Source organism: Ferrimonas senticii DSM 18821 (genome assembly GCF_000422665.1).
Lineage (GTDB): Bacteria > Pseudomonadota > Gammaproteobacteria > Enterobacterales > Shewanellaceae > Ferrimonas > Ferrimonas senticii.
In genome coordinates, this window is the sequence record NZ_AUGM01000008.1 from 123,968 (window position 1) to 141,002 (window position 17,035).

General features: G+C 53.9%; 18 protein-coding genes. 6 read left to right on the forward strand and 12 right to left on the reverse strand.

Annotated elements, in window-relative coordinates; genetic code table 11:
• Position 1 precedes the first annotated feature (1 nt).
• From G506_RS0107475 to G506_RS0107485, 3 genes are all read left to right on the forward strand, one after another.
• The gene (locus G506_RS0107475; protein WP_051201981.1) at positions 2–877 is read left to right on the forward strand and encodes an ABC transporter substrate-binding protein; all 876 of its coding nucleotides are present in this window, start codon (positions 2–4) and stop codon (positions 875–877) included.
• Between the two features lie 62 nt (positions 878–939).
• The gene (locus tag G506_RS0107480) at positions 940–1,752 is read left to right on the forward strand and encodes a substrate-binding domain-containing protein (RefSeq protein ID WP_028116320.1); all 813 of its coding nucleotides are present in this window, start codon (positions 940–942) and stop codon (positions 1,750–1,752) included.
• A gap of 201 nt (positions 1,753–1,953) precedes the next feature.
• Positions 1,954–2,826 carry a prohibitin family protein gene (locus G506_RS0107485; protein WP_028116321.1) on the forward strand — a complete coding sequence of 291 codons (873 nt, stop codon included), beginning with the start codon at positions 1,954–1,956 and terminating at the stop codon, positions 2,824–2,826.
• A 58-nt stretch (positions 2,827–2,884) separates the two neighbouring features.
• Here G506_RS0107485 and G506_RS20670 read toward each other — a convergent pair whose 3' ends face one another.
• Positions 2,885–3,034, reverse strand: a complete 150-nt coding sequence (locus G506_RS20670) for a YoaH family protein (RefSeq protein ID WP_084631240.1) — start codon at positions 3,032–3,034, stop codon at positions 2,885–2,887.
• Positions 3,035–3,046: 12 nt separating this feature from the next.
• Positions 3,047–3,517 (reverse strand): CreA family protein, encoded by a 471-nt coding sequence (locus G506_RS0107495; protein ID WP_205619485.1) that lies wholly within the window; start codon positions 3,515–3,517, stop codon positions 3,047–3,049.
• 181 nt (positions 3,518–3,698) lie between these two features.
• Here G506_RS0107495 and G506_RS0107500 point away from each other — a divergent pair, with 181 nt between their 5' ends.
• Positions 3,699–4,004: a hypothetical protein gene (locus G506_RS0107500; RefSeq protein WP_028116323.1), complete on the forward strand. Its 306-nt coding sequence runs from the start codon at positions 3,699–3,701 to the stop codon at positions 4,002–4,004.
• 56 nt (positions 4,005–4,060) lie between these two features.
• Here the strand turns inward: G506_RS0107500 and G506_RS0107505 are convergent, their stop codons facing one another.
• From G506_RS0107505 to G506_RS0107515, 3 genes are all read right to left on the reverse strand, one after another.
• Positions 4,061–4,696 (reverse strand): DUF2913 family protein, encoded by a 636-nt coding sequence (locus G506_RS0107505; protein WP_035387139.1) that lies wholly within the window; start codon positions 4,694–4,696, stop codon positions 4,061–4,063.
• A 24-nt stretch (positions 4,697–4,720) separates the two neighbouring features.
• Positions 4,721–5,248 carry an NUDIX hydrolase gene (locus G506_RS0107510; protein WP_028116325.1) on the reverse strand — a complete coding sequence of 176 codons (528 nt, stop codon included), beginning with the start codon at positions 5,246–5,248 and terminating at the stop codon, positions 4,721–4,723.
• A gap of 62 nt (positions 5,249–5,310) precedes the next feature.
• Positions 5,311–5,742, reverse strand: coding sequence for a hypothetical protein (locus G506_RS0107515; protein WP_028116326.1), 432 nt, complete (start codon positions 5,740–5,742; stop codon positions 5,311–5,313).
• Positions 5,743–5,855: 113 nt separating this feature from the next.
• Between G506_RS0107515 and G506_RS0107520 the strand changes: the two genes are divergently transcribed.
• On the forward strand, positions 5,856–6,203 hold the full coding sequence (locus G506_RS0107520) for a metalloregulator ArsR/SmtB family transcription factor (RefSeq protein ID WP_028116327.1): 348 nt from the start codon (positions 5,856–5,858) through the stop codon (positions 6,201–6,203).
• A 71-nt stretch (positions 6,204–6,274) separates the two neighbouring features.
• Here the strand turns inward: G506_RS0107520 and ltaE are convergent, their stop codons facing one another.
• The gene (gene ltaE / locus G506_RS0107525; RefSeq protein ID WP_028116328.1) at positions 6,275–7,273 is read right to left on the reverse strand and encodes a low-specificity L-threonine aldolase; all 999 of its coding nucleotides are present in this window, start codon (positions 7,271–7,273) and stop codon (positions 6,275–6,277) included.
• Between the two features lie 716 nt (positions 7,274–7,989).
• Positions 7,990–8,823, reverse strand: a complete 834-nt coding sequence (locus G506_RS0107530; RefSeq protein ID WP_035387153.1) for a mechanosensitive ion channel family protein — start codon at positions 8,821–8,823, stop codon at positions 7,990–7,992.
• 177 nt (positions 8,824–9,000) lie between these two features.
• Between G506_RS0107530 and G506_RS0107535 the strand changes: the two genes are divergently transcribed.
• The gene (locus G506_RS0107535; protein WP_156904838.1) at positions 9,001–10,566 is read left to right on the forward strand and encodes a ShlB/FhaC/HecB family protein; all 1,566 of its coding nucleotides are present in this window, start codon (positions 9,001–9,003) and stop codon (positions 10,564–10,566) included.
• Between the two features lie 437 nt (positions 10,567–11,003).
• Here the strand turns inward: G506_RS0107535 and G506_RS19170 are convergent, their stop codons facing one another.
• From G506_RS19170 to cydX, 5 genes are all read right to left on the reverse strand, one after another.
• On the reverse strand, positions 11,004–11,909 hold the full coding sequence (locus G506_RS19170; protein WP_035387141.1) for a LysR family transcriptional regulator: 906 nt from the start codon (positions 11,907–11,909) through the stop codon (positions 11,004–11,006).
• Between the two features lie 152 nt (positions 11,910–12,061).
• Entirely contained in the window at positions 12,062–12,880 is an 819-nt protein-coding gene (locus tag G506_RS0107550; RefSeq protein ID WP_169628083.1) for a DUF2884 family protein, read from the reverse strand.
• 143 nt (positions 12,881–13,023) lie between these two features.
• The gene (locus tag G506_RS0107555) at positions 13,024–16,017 is read right to left on the reverse strand and encodes an efflux RND transporter permease subunit (protein WP_028116332.1); all 2,994 of its coding nucleotides are present in this window, start codon (positions 16,015–16,017) and stop codon (positions 13,024–13,026) included.
• A complete protein-coding gene (locus G506_RS0107560; protein ID WP_028116333.1) occupies positions 16,014–16,793 on the reverse strand; it encodes an efflux RND transporter periplasmic adaptor subunit in 780 nt (259 codons plus the stop codon). Before G506_RS0107560 ends, G506_RS0107555 begins: the two co-directional genes overlap by 4 nt.
• Before the next feature lie 116 nt (positions 16,794–16,909).
• Positions 16,910–17,017, reverse strand: coding sequence for a cytochrome bd-I oxidase subunit CydX (gene cydX / locus G506_RS20675; protein WP_028116334.1), 108 nt, complete (start codon positions 17,015–17,017; stop codon positions 16,910–16,912).
• Positions 17,018–17,035 lie beyond the last annotated feature (18 nt).

Consider the following 17,035-nt stretch of genomic DNA (forward strand, 5'->3'; position numbering starts at 1 on the left):
GATGAAACTGAAACAACTTGCGCTGGTGGTATTGGCCGCCAGCACCATGATGGGCTGCGCCAGCACCAGCACTGAATCCAGCCAGCAATACCCAGAAGCCAACGATCCTAAAGTGATCCGCGTGGCACTGATCGGCGGCATGAGCTACTCCGGTCTGTGGCCAGAGATCACCAAGCGCTTTGAAGCGCAAACCGATTACGAAGTAAAAACCATCAAGTCCAGCGTCCGCACCAAACTGGCGCCGCTGTTCCGCGATGGCCAAGCGGATCTGCTGACCATGCACTCCGGCGACATCACCACCGATCTGGTGGCCGATGGCCACGGTATCAACATGTACCCATGGACCCGTAACGACATCGTTATCTGGGGCCCGAAAAGCGATCCGGCCAACATCCGTGGTCTGAACGATGGCGTTGAAGCGATGCGCCGCATTGCCGCAACCGAAAGCAACTGGATCGATTTCCGTGGCATTGGCCCACGTGAAGTTGGCCACGGTCTGTGGAAGAAAGCCGGCATCAAACCGATGGGTGACTGGGTTCTGAAAGACAACCTCAAAGGTGGCAGCAACGTTCTGGATGAAGTAGCCAAGCAAAACGCTTACATCATCACCGGCCGGATGCCAGTGTTTGTTGGTAAGTGGAAGCCACACCCAGAGATGGAGATCCTGGTTGATAAGGATCCACTGATGCGTCGCCCTTACATCGTGATGGAAGCCAACCCTGCCCGTCACCCTGGCGTGAACAACGAAGGTGCCAAGGCGCTGTCTGATTTCCTGCGTAGCGACGAAATCCAGCAGTTCCTGCTGACCTTCGACGGCAAAGTGAACGACGGTACCCCACTGTTCTACCCAGTGTGGCCAACCTTCTCTGCCCAGTAATCTGGTTTAGATAACTCAAGCAATCCGAGCCCAGCGCTCGGATTGTTTATTAAGAGCCAATAATGAAATCCAAATTAAGCCTATTAGTTAGCGGCGCGCTGCTGCTGTGCAGCTACAGCGTTAGCGCTGCCGACACCGTTCGCATTGCCATGGTAAAAACCCCTGAATACAGCGGGTTGATGGCTCATCTTAGTCAGCAGTTTACCCAACAAACCGGGATTGAAGTCGAACTGCACTCCTCTGGTTCACCGCATCAACGCGGCGTTCAAGGCCAAGCCGATCTGGTGCTGTCGCACTACGGCAAAAGCGGCATGGAAAAGTTTGTCATGGACGGCTTAGGCCATTGGCCAACGATGGTATTTGCCAACCAAGCGGCGATCATCGGCCCGAAAAATGATCCAGTTGGCATTCGCGGCCTATCCGCGCCAGAAGCCTATAAAAAGCTGGCTGCCAGCGACGCCAAGTTTGTGGCCAATCAGCTGCCTGGGCCTAAATTTATCGACGCCTATCTGCATGCTGAAACCGGCGTCGCCGAGCCATTGTCGAAGCGCAGCGACAACAAAGCCGCCAAGAAGCGTGCCGCCAAAGTAGCGGAGCAGCAGCAAGCCTACTTTATCTGGGGGGCTATCCCATTTTTACGCTACGCCGATCAGACCGATTCCAAGCTGGATATTTTGGTTGCTGATGGCGCCCTGCTGCACCGGGTAATGGCGACTTCAGTAGTCCGTGCCGACAAGGTAAATGGCGTTAACGAAGCGCTGGCCAAACAGTTTGAAGCGTTTTTGATTCGCCCAGATACTCAAGCGCAAATTGCCGCTTATCGTTCAATGGGCAGCGATCGCCAACTGTGGTGGCCCTACGGTCGCCATAACTGACAGCTACCCGCGAAAACCTGAATCAAAAATGCCGCAGAGATATGGCCTTAACCTCTGCGGCATTTTTATTTGAAAACAGATCCACTGGATAACCTAAGGGGAAACCGACAATTCCATCGTTGTTGCCAGCAATCTACCGCTCACCCTTGGAATCATGGCAGCGCACTGGCAGGTTAGCGCCTTTTACAAAAGGAGTTGTCGATGCGAAAAACACCATTACCAAGCGGGTTACTTAAATTTGCGCCGCTGCTGATTATTGCCCTGCTGATCTTTAAATCCTATTACATCGTTATTGAGGGCCACGTTGGCGTGGTCAAACGCTTTGGCGAAGCCAAGCATCAAGAGAATCCCGGTCTGCACTTTAAGATCCCATTTATTGAAACGGTGGAGATGATTGAGGTTCGCACCCGCAAAAATGCCGAGAGAATGGCTTCGAGCACCAAGGAGCAGATGCCGGTAACCATCGAGGTTTCGGTTAACTGGACGGTCAACAAAGAGGCGGCGCTGGATCTGTTTAAGCGCTATGGCGGCCTCAGCCAATTCGAGCAGCGGATCCTCGACCCACGTTTCCGCTCCGCCACCAAAGACACCATCCCGCAATTTGAAGCGGAGCAGCTGATCCAAGACCGCGCCTCGGCGATTCAAGGGATTGAACGGCGCCTTACCGAAGAGATGGCGGCCTTTCCAGTGGTGGTGGACAACATTCAGATTGAGAACATCGTTCTGCCGCAAAAATACATCAACTCGATTGAAGTAAAACAGACCGAGAAAAACCTCGCCGCCGCCGAGGAACACAAGCTGGAACGGCAACGACTTGAGGCGCTGCGGGCGGTCAACACCGCCGATGCCCAAGCCAAAGGGATCTTAAAGGTCGCCGAAGCGGAAGCGACGGCGATTGAACTGAAAGGTAAAGCGGAAGCCGCGGCGATTGAGGCCAAAGCCAAAGCCCTGAAAAACAACCCGCTGATCGTCAAGCTAACCGAAGCCCAAAGCTGGGATGGCAAACTGCCAACGATGATGATGGGCGACGGCGCCATGCCGATCATGGATATCCGCCAAACGCAGGCGCAATAATTCCCCCGTCAACAAACCACAAAACCGGCCAATCGGCCGGTTTTGTGATTACAGCAAGCTACTGTTGCTCTTGGTGCTGGGCTTTTAGCTCGGCCACCACGATTTTCACCGCTTCAGCCATCGACAAACCGCGTTCAGCCCGTAGTTGATTGATGCGCTCTGCCGCTTGCTGCTGTTGTTGGTGGCTTAGGCCCAATAGATCGGACATGGATACCTCTGATTAATTAACCTGTCGCTGCGCTTGGTAGGCTTTGCTGCCCCACAACGACACGGTGGAAAGCGAATGTTTGTAACTGCCAGAGCTCTCTTTGGTGGAGTACGACAGGTACAGCAAAGTTTGATTTTCAGCATCGAAGATCCGGCGCACTTTCAGCGATTTAAACAGCACACTTTTGCTCTGCTTAAACACCAATTCGCCGTTGTCTGACTTATCGATGGCATCGATATTGTCTAAGAAAATCTCACCGGTTTGGCGGCAAGAGATGGACGAGTTCGAGGGATCGGCCAGCGACAGATCCGCTTCAACCGAGGCCACATGACAGGTCACCCCTGGCACTTTCGGATCGGCAAAATCGCGGATCACCACGTCTTTGGTGGTGAACCAGCCCAGGCTGACTTCGCCTTTGTTATCACTGCAACCGCCGAGCAGAGTAAGTCCGAGCAACGCCGGCAATACCAATTTAATGTTCATTTGAGTTCCCTCCAATAAGTTCCCTAACAAACCACGATAGACGGGCTAAGTTAACGTTTTTAACGACGGTAGCGAACAAGCCGTGATTTGGCTAACAGTTCTTAAGAACTGTGCGAGACAGACCCCGCCCGACACTGGTTAAATTCCGCCATTAACAAAGCATCACTGCACAGGTATTCCCATGATCAAGACTGTTCTGAAAATGATCGGCGTGGCCGCGTTCGCTGCCTCCACTTCCGTTGCCGCTATGGATCTGCCACACCAAGGTAAGGTGCTGGAAACCATCAACGGCGGTGGCTACACCTACGTAAAGATTGAAGAAGCGGGTGCCGAGATCTGGGCCGCTGCACCACAATCTGCAGTAAAAGTGGGCGACACCGTACGCTTCAGCGAGCAGATGCGCATGCCGTCTTACCACAGCAAGACTTTGGATCGCTCTTTCTCGCCGCTGATCTTCGCTGGCGGTTACAGCGTGCGTAACGACTAAGTCGTTAACCATTGCAGCACAAAGGCGCCTAACGGCGCCTTTGTGCTATCTGAGCTTCAGTTAAACTCTGCCACCGTGGTACCGGCATTGGCCGGATAGATCAGGTATTCACCGTGGTATTTCACCAGCGATTTGTAATCGGTCACTTTGTGCAATAACAGCCCATGTTGCCACGCTAATTGCACTAACTGGCGCACATCACCACGGACATACAACGACAACGGCTTTTGCAACAGTCCGTCGGCATCGATCGCTTTGCCCCACTGTTCACAGCAGATCACCAATGAGTGTTGGCCATCGGTATGATGACTGACCTTACGAGTCACCGGATAGTCACGCTCAACGTACCAATCCTGCTGCTGTAACTCGCTAAACAGCTGTTCCAGCAATGCCTTGCTGATCAGCACTGGTTGCTCTAACAGTGGCTGATAGGTGGCAATGATCTGTTCAAACTGCCACTTTAAACCGGCGCTGGCACCGCTGGTGCGAGCGGATTTTTGCCAAGCTAATAGCTGCTTAGCGCAGCTGGTTGGAAAACGTTGGGTTTTAATCGCCCGCGTCACCCAAGCACTAAAAAAATGCGCCTCTGAGGTCGGGTTCGCTGGCACCTTGCCGGCCTGTTTGCCCTGGGCAAGCTCGGCCATCGCAGTTTGTGCCAAAGCTAAAATTGCCAAGTGAAAGCCATTTGCCATAACAACTTCTCTATCAAATCAATATTAAACTGCCGCAACTGTCGCCAGACGCTGTTGGATCAGCTGCAGCAACCACAGTTCGCGTTCGACACTCAAGCCCGCTTTATCGCTGGCTGCGATGATCCGCTGATTGTGGGCAATCGCCTCCGCCAGCGGCAGCCACACGGGCACCATGCCATTAGCTTGTTCGTAATCTTCCAGCTGATTTTGGCCAAGCTCAGAATCGGCATGGCACCAATAGCAGTACGAGTGGATGCGCTGATTATCGGCATCGTCTTTGTACCACGGGCGCAGCTCTTCGTAGCGCCCTAATGCCTCGACAATCGCCACATTACGGGCGCCGGTCTCCTCGACCACCTCCCGCAGCAGCGCTTGCTGTAACGATTCGCCAGCATCAACGCCGCCGCCCGGCAGACTGTAGTCATCATAACGGCGGGTGTAGAGCAGCAAAATCTTATCTTGGTGGGTGATGATTGCCCGCACCGCATGGCGCACTTGCTCACTGCCACCAACAATGTGGGCAGGGTGTTCGCTGCATCGAAGCAGCGGCATGGTTGAAAGCATTGGCACCGCCGATTGTCGAATAAAGGCGGCGATTGTACGCGCTGGCGAGGTTAGCGTAAAACCCCGCGCGCACTGAGACGGTAGGCATAGATGGCCAACGCCAGCGCTATCACAAAAATGGCGGCGCTAAAGGCGAGCGATACCGGATCGCCAATCACCTTCATCCCATCACTAAATCCGTAGTTGCGAACCGCAGTAAAAGTCATGCATAGCCACGACAACGCCAATACCGGCGCCGCTAGTCGTTGCCGCAGCAGTAACAACAAACAGCCGAGCACGCCGCCCCATACCGCTATCGCCCAGCAAGCGACAACAAACGTCGGTAAGCCATAAAAGAACGCCAACTGTGCCGGGGTAAACTGCGCCATGTAGTCCGGATTTTGAGTTTGTGTCATCAGGTAATCAAAGGCGCCACCACTGTTCCAAATCACGCCCACCACCGCCACCAGATACAGATGCCATGGTGCCTTTTGCTCGGTCATGTTTCCCTCCTTCATTGCCACTGCCCGATCAGCGGAACAACTTCACTGACAAACAGCCTCAATTCAACCAACTTTTGTTATAGTAGCCGCCCACAGGTTAGTTAGGCGTAATAATGGAAGCGGTACAGTTCTTTAAAGCGATGGCCGATGAAACTCGGCTGCACAGCATTTTGATGATCCATCAGGAACAGGAACTGTGCGTTTGTGAGTTAACCTCGGCGTTGGCGCAAAGTCAGCCAAAGATCTCTCGACACTTAGCGCAACTTCGGCAAATCGGTTTGCTGCAAGACCGCCGCCAAGGTTTGTGGGTGTTTTACCAACTGCATCCACAGCTACCACAGTGGGCGAAACAGGTGATCGAACAAGCTAGCCACAGCTGCCCAGAAGCGCTGGCACAGGCGACCGAGCGTCTGCAGCAAATGGGCAATGACCGCCCAGAGCGGATAGCCAGCTGCTGCTAACTCGGCTGCAGGATTGGCCAACCAAATACAAAAAATGCTGCCGATTGGCAGCATTTTTGGTTATTAGAGCGTTAATCGTGACGCCGCAGTACTTCAAGCAAGGCATCAACGCCGCTGCGATCGATGTCTTTGTGCAGCACTAAACGCATATTGGCTGCCATCGATACTTTGACTCCGGCTTCCAGCAACTGCTGGTTGAGGCCAGCCAGATCAGCGTGATTAAAACGGGCAAACACCATATTGGTAGCTTGGTAACCCAGTTCGACCTGATTTAACTGGGCTAACCCTTGTGCCAAATAAGCGGCATTGGCGTGATCATCAGCCAGTCGTGCAGTTTGTTCGGTCAGCGCTAACTTGCCAGCGGCGGCCAACACGCCGGCCTGTCGCATCGCCCCACCGACTAACTTGCGCAAACGACGGGCGCGTTCGATAAACGCTTCATCCCCCAGCAGCAGCGATCCCACCGGCGCTCCCAAGCCTTTGGATAAACAGATGGTGAAGGAATCAAAGTGCTGAGCAATGCTGTGCAGTGGCACGTTCAGTTCGCTACAGGCGTTAAAGATCCGCGCCCCATCCAGATGCAGTTTTAGCTTTTTATCAAACGCCAATTGCTGCGCTTGCGCCAGATATTCCATAGGCAGCACTTTGCCACCAATGGTGTTTTCTAAGCTGATAAGTCGGCTTTGAGCAAAATGAATGTCTTTCGGTTTGATCGCCGCTTCAATGTCGCTCAGTAAAATCGTGCCGTCGGCTTGGTTGGTTAGCGGTTGCGGCTGAATCGAGCCCAACACCGCCGCCCCTCCGGCCTCATATTTATAGTTGTGCGCTTCTTGGCCACAGATATATTCATCACCGCGACCGCAGTGACTCATCAACGCCAACAGGTTGGCTTGGGTGCCGGATGCGGTAAACAGTGCCGCCTCAAAGCCAGCTAAATCCGCTGCGTACGCTTGCAGATCATTAACCGTAGGATCATCACCATAAACGTCGTCGCCAACCTCGGCATTGGCCATCGCCGCACGCATTGCCGCCGTCGGTTGAGTCACGGTATCGGAACGAAAATCAAACATCGTAGTCGCCATCATCATCAAAATATTGCGGCAGATTAGCATAAGCCGTGGCCACAAATAGCGATCTAGAGCGAAGGGCGTGTTGACCTTTGCTATATATTTTCGCGCCTGTTGTTGAAGCTGTTTAACAGTAAATTGAACTTGGTTAGGCAATTGAACTTTTATTGGTCACCGAAGGGCGCCTTGCAGGGTCGAACTGGCAACCGTCACTCTTCGTCATACGATTTCGACGTAGAGCCACTATGTCTTCAATCGCAATCCTCGATTGACTGCTGCTATCCTCGACCAAATTCTGAACAGCAAACATCAACACGCCACCATTCAAAATCAGTGAAAACAATCACATGATTGATATCGATGATAGTGCCATCCCCAAAGGGATATCCTGCTTAAAACTGCGGCAAAAAACCCTACCCTCCGCCTTCAAATTAATTAGATTAATGTGAATGTGATATTTGATCGCTACTCAATTGTCGGTCTCAGCGGCATAATGGCCGCAGTCAAGCAGAGGTGTGATTGCAGACATCTCCCTACCGGTTCGAGTTAGCGCCTTACTCGGTAGATTTCATCATCACTGCAGTCATACTCGGTATCGGACCGTCGAATCCAGATACCATCAACAAGGCCCCGCCGAGGTAACTCGGCGGGGCCTTGTTGTTGTTACGATCGTTCACCCAAGAAAAAGCCCCAGACTTAGCTGGGGCTTGGTCTTGCTGTTAGTCTTGCTTTGGCAGCTGTTGAACGTGCAGATCCATCTGTGGGTATGGGATCACGATACCAGCTTTATCCAGCTCCAGCTTAATCGCCGCTTGCAGGCCAAAAAATACGGTCCAGTAATCACCAGAACGACACCATGGACGCACCACGAAGTCGACCGAAGACGCACCCAGCGCGCCCACTTCGATGGTTACTTCTGGATCTTTCAGTACCAGCTCGTTCGCAGCGACCACTTTAGCCAGCACTTCCTTCACCGTCGCCAAATCAGAATCGTAAGAGACGCCGATGGTCAAATCGACACGACGGGTATCTTTGGCGCTGTAGTTAACAATGACGCCATTCATGATGGCTGAGTTCGGGCAGGTGATGCGCTTGTTATCTGGGGTAACCAAGGTGGTCGAGAAAATATTGATCTCTTCAACGGTACCGGCAACACCAGCGGCTTCAATGTAATCACCGGCACGGGCAGGACGGAACGCCACCAACAATACACCAGAGGCGAAGTTTGACAGCGAGCCTTGCAGCGCCAGACCAACCGCCAAACCAGCAGCACCGACAACCGCCACCAAAGACGCTGTTTGCACCCCAAGCTGGCCCAGCACCGCAATCAGGGTCACCACCAGCACCAACGCGTACACGATGTTGCCAATAAAGCCGACAACAGTACTATCGAGCTTGCGCTTGTTCATCAATTTGCGAGACAGGTTGGCCAGTAAACCCGCAGCCCAACGACCAATAATGAAGATCACTACCGCCAGCAGCAGTTTGGTGCCGTAGGTGATCGCAAGTTCTGGCGCCTGCGCCATCAATTGTTCCATCTGTTGTTGATCCATCGTCATTCTCCGTTAGTGGCGGCCGAGATGACCGCCTCATTAAAATTTGTCTTAAAGATTATTTACTTAGCTGCCAGATTCAATCGCTTTTGCCGCGCAATCTAGCAAACGTGACAATCTCTTGCGCTAGCGCAAGAAACCGCGGCGAGGTGCAATTCACCGCAATTGCAGCCATCATTGAGTAATAACCCATCATGGATGATGCCATTGTTTGAGGCGCTAATACTTACCCTAAGCCTAGCCACTGTCAACGCCGCAGATGAACGGTGTAAGCCATTGGAATTTAGGCAACAACGCCATAACGTCTTCGATCCCAACGACGCCGACTATGCGTGGTTTCACCAGCTCGGCAATCAACTGCATATCGTCACCAAAGAGCGCACCGTTGCCACCGAGTTAGCCAACTTCCCGCAATGCGATAACAGCGACGAGGCCCTTTACGAAATCGAACGCCATCTGCGCGATCTGCGCTACTTTCGCGATGCCAAAGTCAGCCGCCACAGCGATGAGCAAGTGGTCGTGCAAACCTGGGACACCTGGTCACTGTTGCCAATTTTCGAATTCAGCCGCAGTGCCGGCGAAAACGAGATGGAATTGGGACTGCGCGACAGCAATTTACTGGGCTACGGCATCGACAGCGAAATTATCTATTTCGACGATTATCAGCGTAGTGGCTATCAGTTACGTTTGCGCTCCGCTATTTATGGCTGGGACAAGCACTATGGCCAACTGATCTTGGCCGACAGCGAAGACGGCGAGCGTTATCTGGCGGAAGTCGGCCGTCCTTTTGTCAGCAGCCAAACTGCCCATGCCAACCATTTTATCTTCGATGACAATCTGCGCATTGACAGCATCAACCAAGGCAACGATCAGGCCAACCGGTTCGAGCAACACAGCCGTCATTATGGTGGCTGGTATGGCTGGGCGCCGACGCTGTGGCGTCATCAAAGCCAGCGTTGGCGTATCGGTTTGTTTGGCGAAGAGCACCGTTTTCGCGCCGTCACAGACACCGTTGTCACCCCGCAAGACCGGCAAATGACCGTGCTGTGGGGCGGTTTTGCTTGGCAGCAAGAACGCTTTGAACGGATGCAAAATATCTTCTTAATCAACGCCACCGAAGACATCAATTTAGGCTGGAGCAGCGATATCCGGCTGGGCTGGGAGGTCGCCAACAACAACCAAAATCAGTATCTGCAACTGCAGCTCAACAAGGGCACCCGACTCAATCAGGACTGGTTGTGGTTAACGGCGCTTGAATGGCTGGAACTGCCCGAAGCTGAACAAGCCAGTAAAACCCTGACCGTCGATAATCGGCTGTATTGGAGCTTTGCTGAGGATTGGCGTGCGTTTTGGCGCTGGCAGGCTAAATGGAGTGACAACCTGCCAATCGATAAGCCGTTAGTATTGGATGAAGATGTCGGTCTGCGCGGTTTTCCACTGCAATACCAGCACGGCCAATATCGTAATTTGCTTAGCAGCGAACTGCGCTACTACCCCAATATTACCGTCTGGCAGTTAGCCGAGATCGCCGCTGCCACCTTTTATGATATCGGCCGCGCTGGCGGCGATTCGCCCTACATCGATAACCCCACTGGCACCTTACAAAGCGTCGGCATCGGCCTGCGTTTTTACATCAGTTACGGTGGCCGCAACGTGCTGCACTTAGATTTCGCCCGACCGATCAGCAATGATCCGAATGTCGACGATTGGCAGTGGAGCGTGGTAGCACGGCGGCGCTTCTAATGACATATAGGTAAGTCGCGGCGAAGAAAAAGGAGCCGCGAGGGCTCCTTTCAATTTCTTATTTTTATTAGTGCAGGCTTGTTGTTATTTTTTGCGCGGCCTGTCGCTTTAATTACTTCGCCGAATTGTAGGGTACGGAGTTGTAATTTCTTCACAGTGCTCAGCGTCTTTGCGCTGATTGCTGCCCTGTGTACCGAGCATTGCAGTGACCGATGCGTTACTTCCGCCTCTGGGTCCCCCTCGGTTGATGTCGCCATTGTATCTAGCGCAGCGATGGCCTCAAGTGTACCCGGCGGCAACTATCACAAAATGGTTACACCGCCAGTTGCCAACAATCACACACTAAAACAGTTAAATCTGTTTATTTTCATGCAGATAAACAAAAAGCCAACCTCGAACGGTTGGCTTTTGTTTGGTTTGACGAACACTCAGTTCGCTTAGGCTGGCAGATCCTTGCCAAAATGGCCGCGAACGAAGTCGACAAAGGCGCGCACTTTCGGCGGCAGATGCTGACGACGTGGGTAGACCGCTTGCAGGCTCAGTTGATGATCCAGTTGCCATTCCGGCAGCAGTTGCACCAACTGACCATTGCTCAGTTCATCTTCTAACAGGTAAGTCGCCAGGTAGACCACCCCCATACCTCGGATGGCGGCATCTTTCAGCGCTGGCGCATCATCGACACGGTAATTACCCTTTACTCGGATCTCATACTTATCGTCGCCCTGAGAAAACTCCCAGTTGCCGTGCTCATACCATTCGCTTTTGTACACCAAACAGTTGTGCTGGTTTAATTGCTCTGGGTGGTACGGCACCCCATGCTCGGCCAGATAGTCCGGCGAAGCCACCAACACAAACTCACAGTCCAGAATCGGCCGCGCCACCATCCCCAGCGGCAACTGCTCTGACATGGTCAACAGCAGATCCAACCCTTCAGCTACCACATCGACTTTGTGATCCAAGAAGCTGACTTCCAGCTCCAGCTCTGGGTGCTGGGCCATAAACTTTGGCAGCAGTGGCATCAGGTACATGGCACCGAAGGCTTGGGTAATACCAACACGCAGCACCCCGCGGATCTCTTTTTGCAGATCCTGCACGCTGGCAATCGCCTGATCGAGATCCCGCAACAGCACTTCGCTGTGGCCATATAGCAGCTCGCCGCTCTCGGTCAAACTTAGGGAGCGAGTCGTCCGTTGTACCAACTGCACCCCAAGGCGCTGCTCCAACATGCTGATTTGACTGCTGACCTTCGATTTAGAGATCCCAAGCTTACGGGCGGCGGCAGAAAAGCCCTGCGCCCGCACCACGTGGGTAAAGATAACAATCGGTTCCAACAACTCGCGCATAACACTCCCCTTTAAAACTGTCGCTATTGTGGCGTTGCTATCGGCCAAAAAAAAGCGGTGATATTGATATCACCGCTTTTTTTTCAAATTATGGCGAGATTATACACCGCCAACCTCAACAATGGCCGTTTGAATCCCGCTCATTGCGGTAATCAGCGCAGCCATGTCAGCTCGTTATCAGCGACATCGATTATCGGATACGCTTTAAGCTGCGGCAGCGCTTGATGCAACTGCGACTCTTGCTGCTGGATCTGTTGCCATTGATCACACAGTTGTTGGCCGCGCTGCTCCAGTTGCTGGCCTTGCTGCTCGACCTGCTGTTCAATGCGCTCGCCCATCTGCTCCATCGACTGGGCAAATGCCTCAAGCCGCTGTTCAAAGCTGCCTTCACCGTCACTGAGCGATTGCCCTACGGTGATCAGAAGTTGGCCAATGTTGCTGGTGATCGCTTGTTCGATCTCAGCACCGATGGCATCCCCAAGCTGTTCGCCACTGCTGTCGATGCCAGCGGCCGTTAAATGATATTCGCCATCGTTAACGCTGAGCCCACCCTCAATATGCTGCTGCAGTTTTGCCAACCATTGATCCGGCTGATCTTGCTCTAACTGAAACTCTTGCATGATGCCGCTGATCACCCCCGCCGCTAGGGTCAACGCGTCGTTCACCAGCGCCAACAACTCTTGCGAACCGTCCAATAGCCGTTGTTGGAATTGCTGCAGTTGTTGACGCTGCTGCGGGGTTAACTGCACCGCTTGGCCATCAACATACAGTTGCCCTTGCTCAAATCGGTAACGCTGCTGCTGGGTATCGCTGATCACCAATTTGGTTGGCGATACCTGCACATCGTGACCCAGTGCCATCTGACAATGCTGATTACTAAAATCAAAATCGACCGCCGCCACCGGCAATACCGCCAATGGCAACATCAGCGTGGCGATGACCGCTGCGCGAACTGAACTCCAAACCGACATAAGCAACTCCTTGTAGTGATGGTTAAAGCAAGCAGCCATCGGTCAGTCAAGTTTCAGGCCAACAATTAACAGCATGATTAATAACGGATTTAACCAGATTGCCATGTTTATATTTTGGTCAAAGCCAATAGCTATTAGCCAATTTAACCACGATGTTGCCAACGCAGCTTGAGCAGATACCCCGCCGGAACTAGCAGCAATACCAGCGGTGCCGACAAACCGGTGCCCCAGCCAATCACCAAGGCAATTGGCGACATCAAATTATCATAGCCACCAATGCCGTAGGCCAGCGGCAACAGCCCTGCGACTGTGGTTAAGGTGGTGATCAACATCGGCCGCACCCGACTGATGGCGCCCTCCAGCAACATCGCCGGCCACTGTGACGACTGTGACGGCCAATTCAGCTGCCGATAGTGGTACAGCAGTACTAAGGCGTTGTTAACCACCACCCCGGTCATTCCTAACAAACCAATGCAGGCAAAAAAGCTCAGTGGCTTACCATGCAACCACAGCAGCAGCAGCGCCACCGCCACTGCCGCTGGCATCACCAACAGCGCTAATAGCGGCGTTAGCCATTCATCGAACAACAACACCATCGCCAGCAGCATTGCCAACAACGCCAGCAGCAAACTAAGCGCCAATGCTTGCATCGAATCACGAGTTTCTTGGGCTTGGCTAACACTAATCAGTTGGGCACTGCCACTGTAATCAGCAAACTGGCTAAGCAGCGCCTGTTCAACCGTCAGCGGATCGGTTTGGCTGCTGTCGATCTGTGCCGACACTCGCAGCGACCGTAGGCCATTGTGATGCTCAAACGCTTCCGCCCGTTCGCTGCGATGCCAGCGCAGCAACTGCCCTAACTGCACCAACTGACCGTCGCTGTTACGCAGCAGCAGCGGTGCCAACTCTGACGGGCTGCGATCGTTATCCTCCAGTACCAGCCGATAACGCACCTCTTCATCGTCAATAAACAGCCGCGACACATGTTGCCCCTCGATCGCCAATCGCAGCAGCGAACTGACTTGATCCGGGGATATGCGTTGTTGTTGCAACCACTGCGGTGGTGCTTCGGCATTGAGTTGTGCCACCGGCGGGTATTGCGACAACTGCGGCGCGATCACGCCGTTGATGTTGGCCAGTTTCGCTACCACCGCTTCGGCCAACTGCTGGCGCTCTTTATCACTGCCACCAACGATCCGCAGATCCACTGGCCGCTGTCCCGGCGGCCCACCGCCATCAACATCAAACTCTAAATTCAGCCCCCAACTTTGGCTTTGCTGCTGCCAACGCTGCACCCACGCTTCAGCGCTGGTGGTTCGCTGGCCGGCCGGGCTTAAACTGATCTCCCAGTTGCCGCTGGTTTCATTAACTTCGCCATACCAGCCGACGACATCGCTACTGTCTTGCAGCATCTGATCGACTTGCTGTGCCAATTGCCAGCTTTGCTCAAGACTAAGATCCGCCGGCATGCTGGCAGAGATCGCCACCAAATAGGCGCCATCGGTGGGGAAGAACAGCAGCGGCAACCGCTGTCCGACCGCCGCAATCGCCACTGTCGCCAGCACTAACACTGCCACAATGGTGCGCTTGGGACGATCCAGCGCGGCGGCGATCAACGGCGTCAGTCCTTGCTGCAAACGGCGCATCCACGCTGGCAGAGTGGCGGTGGCCGGCGCTGTGCCAGAACATTGCCGCAGCAGATGCGCCGGTACAACTACAGTGGCGTCTAAAAACGAAAATGCCAAAGCGATACTGATGGTCAACGGCATCACATACAGCAACTTGCCGGTATCGCCAGGCAACCACAGCAGCGGCAAGAAGGCGATGATGGTGGTGACAATCGATACCGCAATCGCCGGTGCCACCTGTTTAATCGCGCTTAATACCGCAGCCAATGGCGGTTGCTGCTGCAAATTGGCGCTGATCCGCTCGCTGATCACCACTGAGTCATCAACCACGATACCGATAATTAGAATCAGCGCCGCCATGGTGTAGCTGTCGAGGATCTGCCCCATCGCTGCCAGTACCGCAATGGTGCCAAGCAAGCAAAACGGGATCGACAGCGCCACCCACGGCGCCAAGCGGCGGTGCAGTACCAGTGCCAACACCAGCAGCACCAGCGCCAAGCCGCTGAGGCCGTTGATTTTGACCATCTCAAACCGAGCGCGAATTTCATTGGCGACATCAAACCCGACCGCCAACTGATAGTCACTGCCCAGCCGCTGCTGCTGAGCGGCCAGCAGCGCCCGCACTGCTTCGGAGGTGGCAACCACATCGGCGCCTTCGGCGGCGCGCAGATCAAACCCGATACTGCGCTTGCCATTGATTAACGACAGACTTTGTTGCCGTTCAAAGCCATCATGGATGCTGGCGACATCCCCCAGCCGTACTAACGGTTGTTGTTGCAATGGCAGTGCCGCCAGCTTCTCTACCGAATCCAGTTTGGCCTCCAGCACGATTTCCAACTGCTGCTTGGCGGCATCGATACTGCCCGCGGTACTCAGCAAGTTGTACTGGGCAATAGCGTCAGCCACTTCGGTGGCAGTCAGCTGATAGCGGCTCAATTGCGCCGGTTCCAGTTCGATCCAAAACTCACGCTGGCGCAGATCAATTGGCAGCACCTCGCCAATGCCAGACAGTCGCCGCAGTTGCAGCTCCAATTGCCGCGCTTGGGTCCGTAGCTCGGCATAAGGCAGATCAGAGCCAATGCCGACCACCATAAAATCCAAATTGGAGGATTTCTTAATCCACACCAACGGCTGCTCGGTGACCTCTACGGGCAAGTCGGTGACCCGATTAACCGCATCACGAATGGCTTGATAGACCTCATCAAGATCGCTAACCGCAGGATCAATACGCACCTCGATCCGCGATGAGCCGGCGCCAGAGCTGGAGGTAAATTGGTCGATACCGGCAACGCTTAACAGCTGCTCTTCAAGCTTGGCGGTGACGTTGGCTTCCACCTCCTCGGCGGAAGCGCCGGGATAGTCAGTGGTAATGGTGACTTCACCGGCATCAATCACCGGCTTTTCCGCCATCGGCAGCTGCCACAGCGCTAACCCACCAACCAGCATCAATGCGACGGTGAGCACATTGGCCAACCAGCGCCGCGACAGGATCGCTGCCAGTGCATTCATCGTTCTGTCCCCATCACGCATTGTCCCTGCTGCGGCAGACTCAACTCCGCTCGATAGCCGGAGCGGAGCGCACCGTCATGGTTATCCCAGTCCAGTTCCAACAGATAGCCACGGCCATCAACCGCCGGCGCTGCCGCGATCCGCGCTATCGGCAACTGGCGTGGCGGCAACGAGTCAACGCTGACGCACAACATCTGGCCGACACTGAGACTGGTAATGTCTTGTTCAACCGCGAAGGCTTGTACCCGCAGCTGGCGCAGATCCGCCAGCAACAACAGCGGATCACCAACGCTATAGCGCTGACCAACCTCAGCGTATCGGGCGACGACCGCAGCCGCCGCAGGCGCCCGCAGTTGATGTTTAGCCAATTGCCGCTCGGCAATCTGCAAATACTGTTGCTCCACTTGCAATTGACTGTGGCTAACATCCACTTGGCGCCACTGCTCGTCACGTTCGGCGATGGCAATGGTGTGCTGCTGGCTAAGTTGCTGCAACCGTTCTAGCTGCTTGGCTTTGTGGCGGTGATCCGCCGCCGCTAGCGCCACATTGGCAGTGGCGAGTTGCTGCTGTAAGCGGGCGTCGGTCGCTTCAAACTGCAACAGCAGTTGCCCGGCTTCAACGTGATCGCCCAGCTCGGCATCGATGGCGGCCACAACGCCGTCCACTTCCGCTTTTATCACCACTTGCGACCACGGCTGCATTTGTCCAATCAGATACTCTGAAGCTTGCAGCGGCAGTGTCAGCAGCGCCAACAACAGCACCGTTAATTTGTTCATCTTGTTTATCCACCATCGACTGAATGGCGCCAGTATCGCGACCGGAACGTAAAAAATTTGCGAAAAAAAACGCGCAACCGAAATGGCTGCGCGTTATTTGTTAACTGAACTTAAGCTCAGTCGTCTTCTTTATCTAGAGCTTCCTGCGCTTCTAACCACAAGGCATTGATGATGCCAAAGGCACAAGCCAGCAATATTCCTAGAAACCAAACGAAATACCACATAGTTCTGTTCCCTGTGAC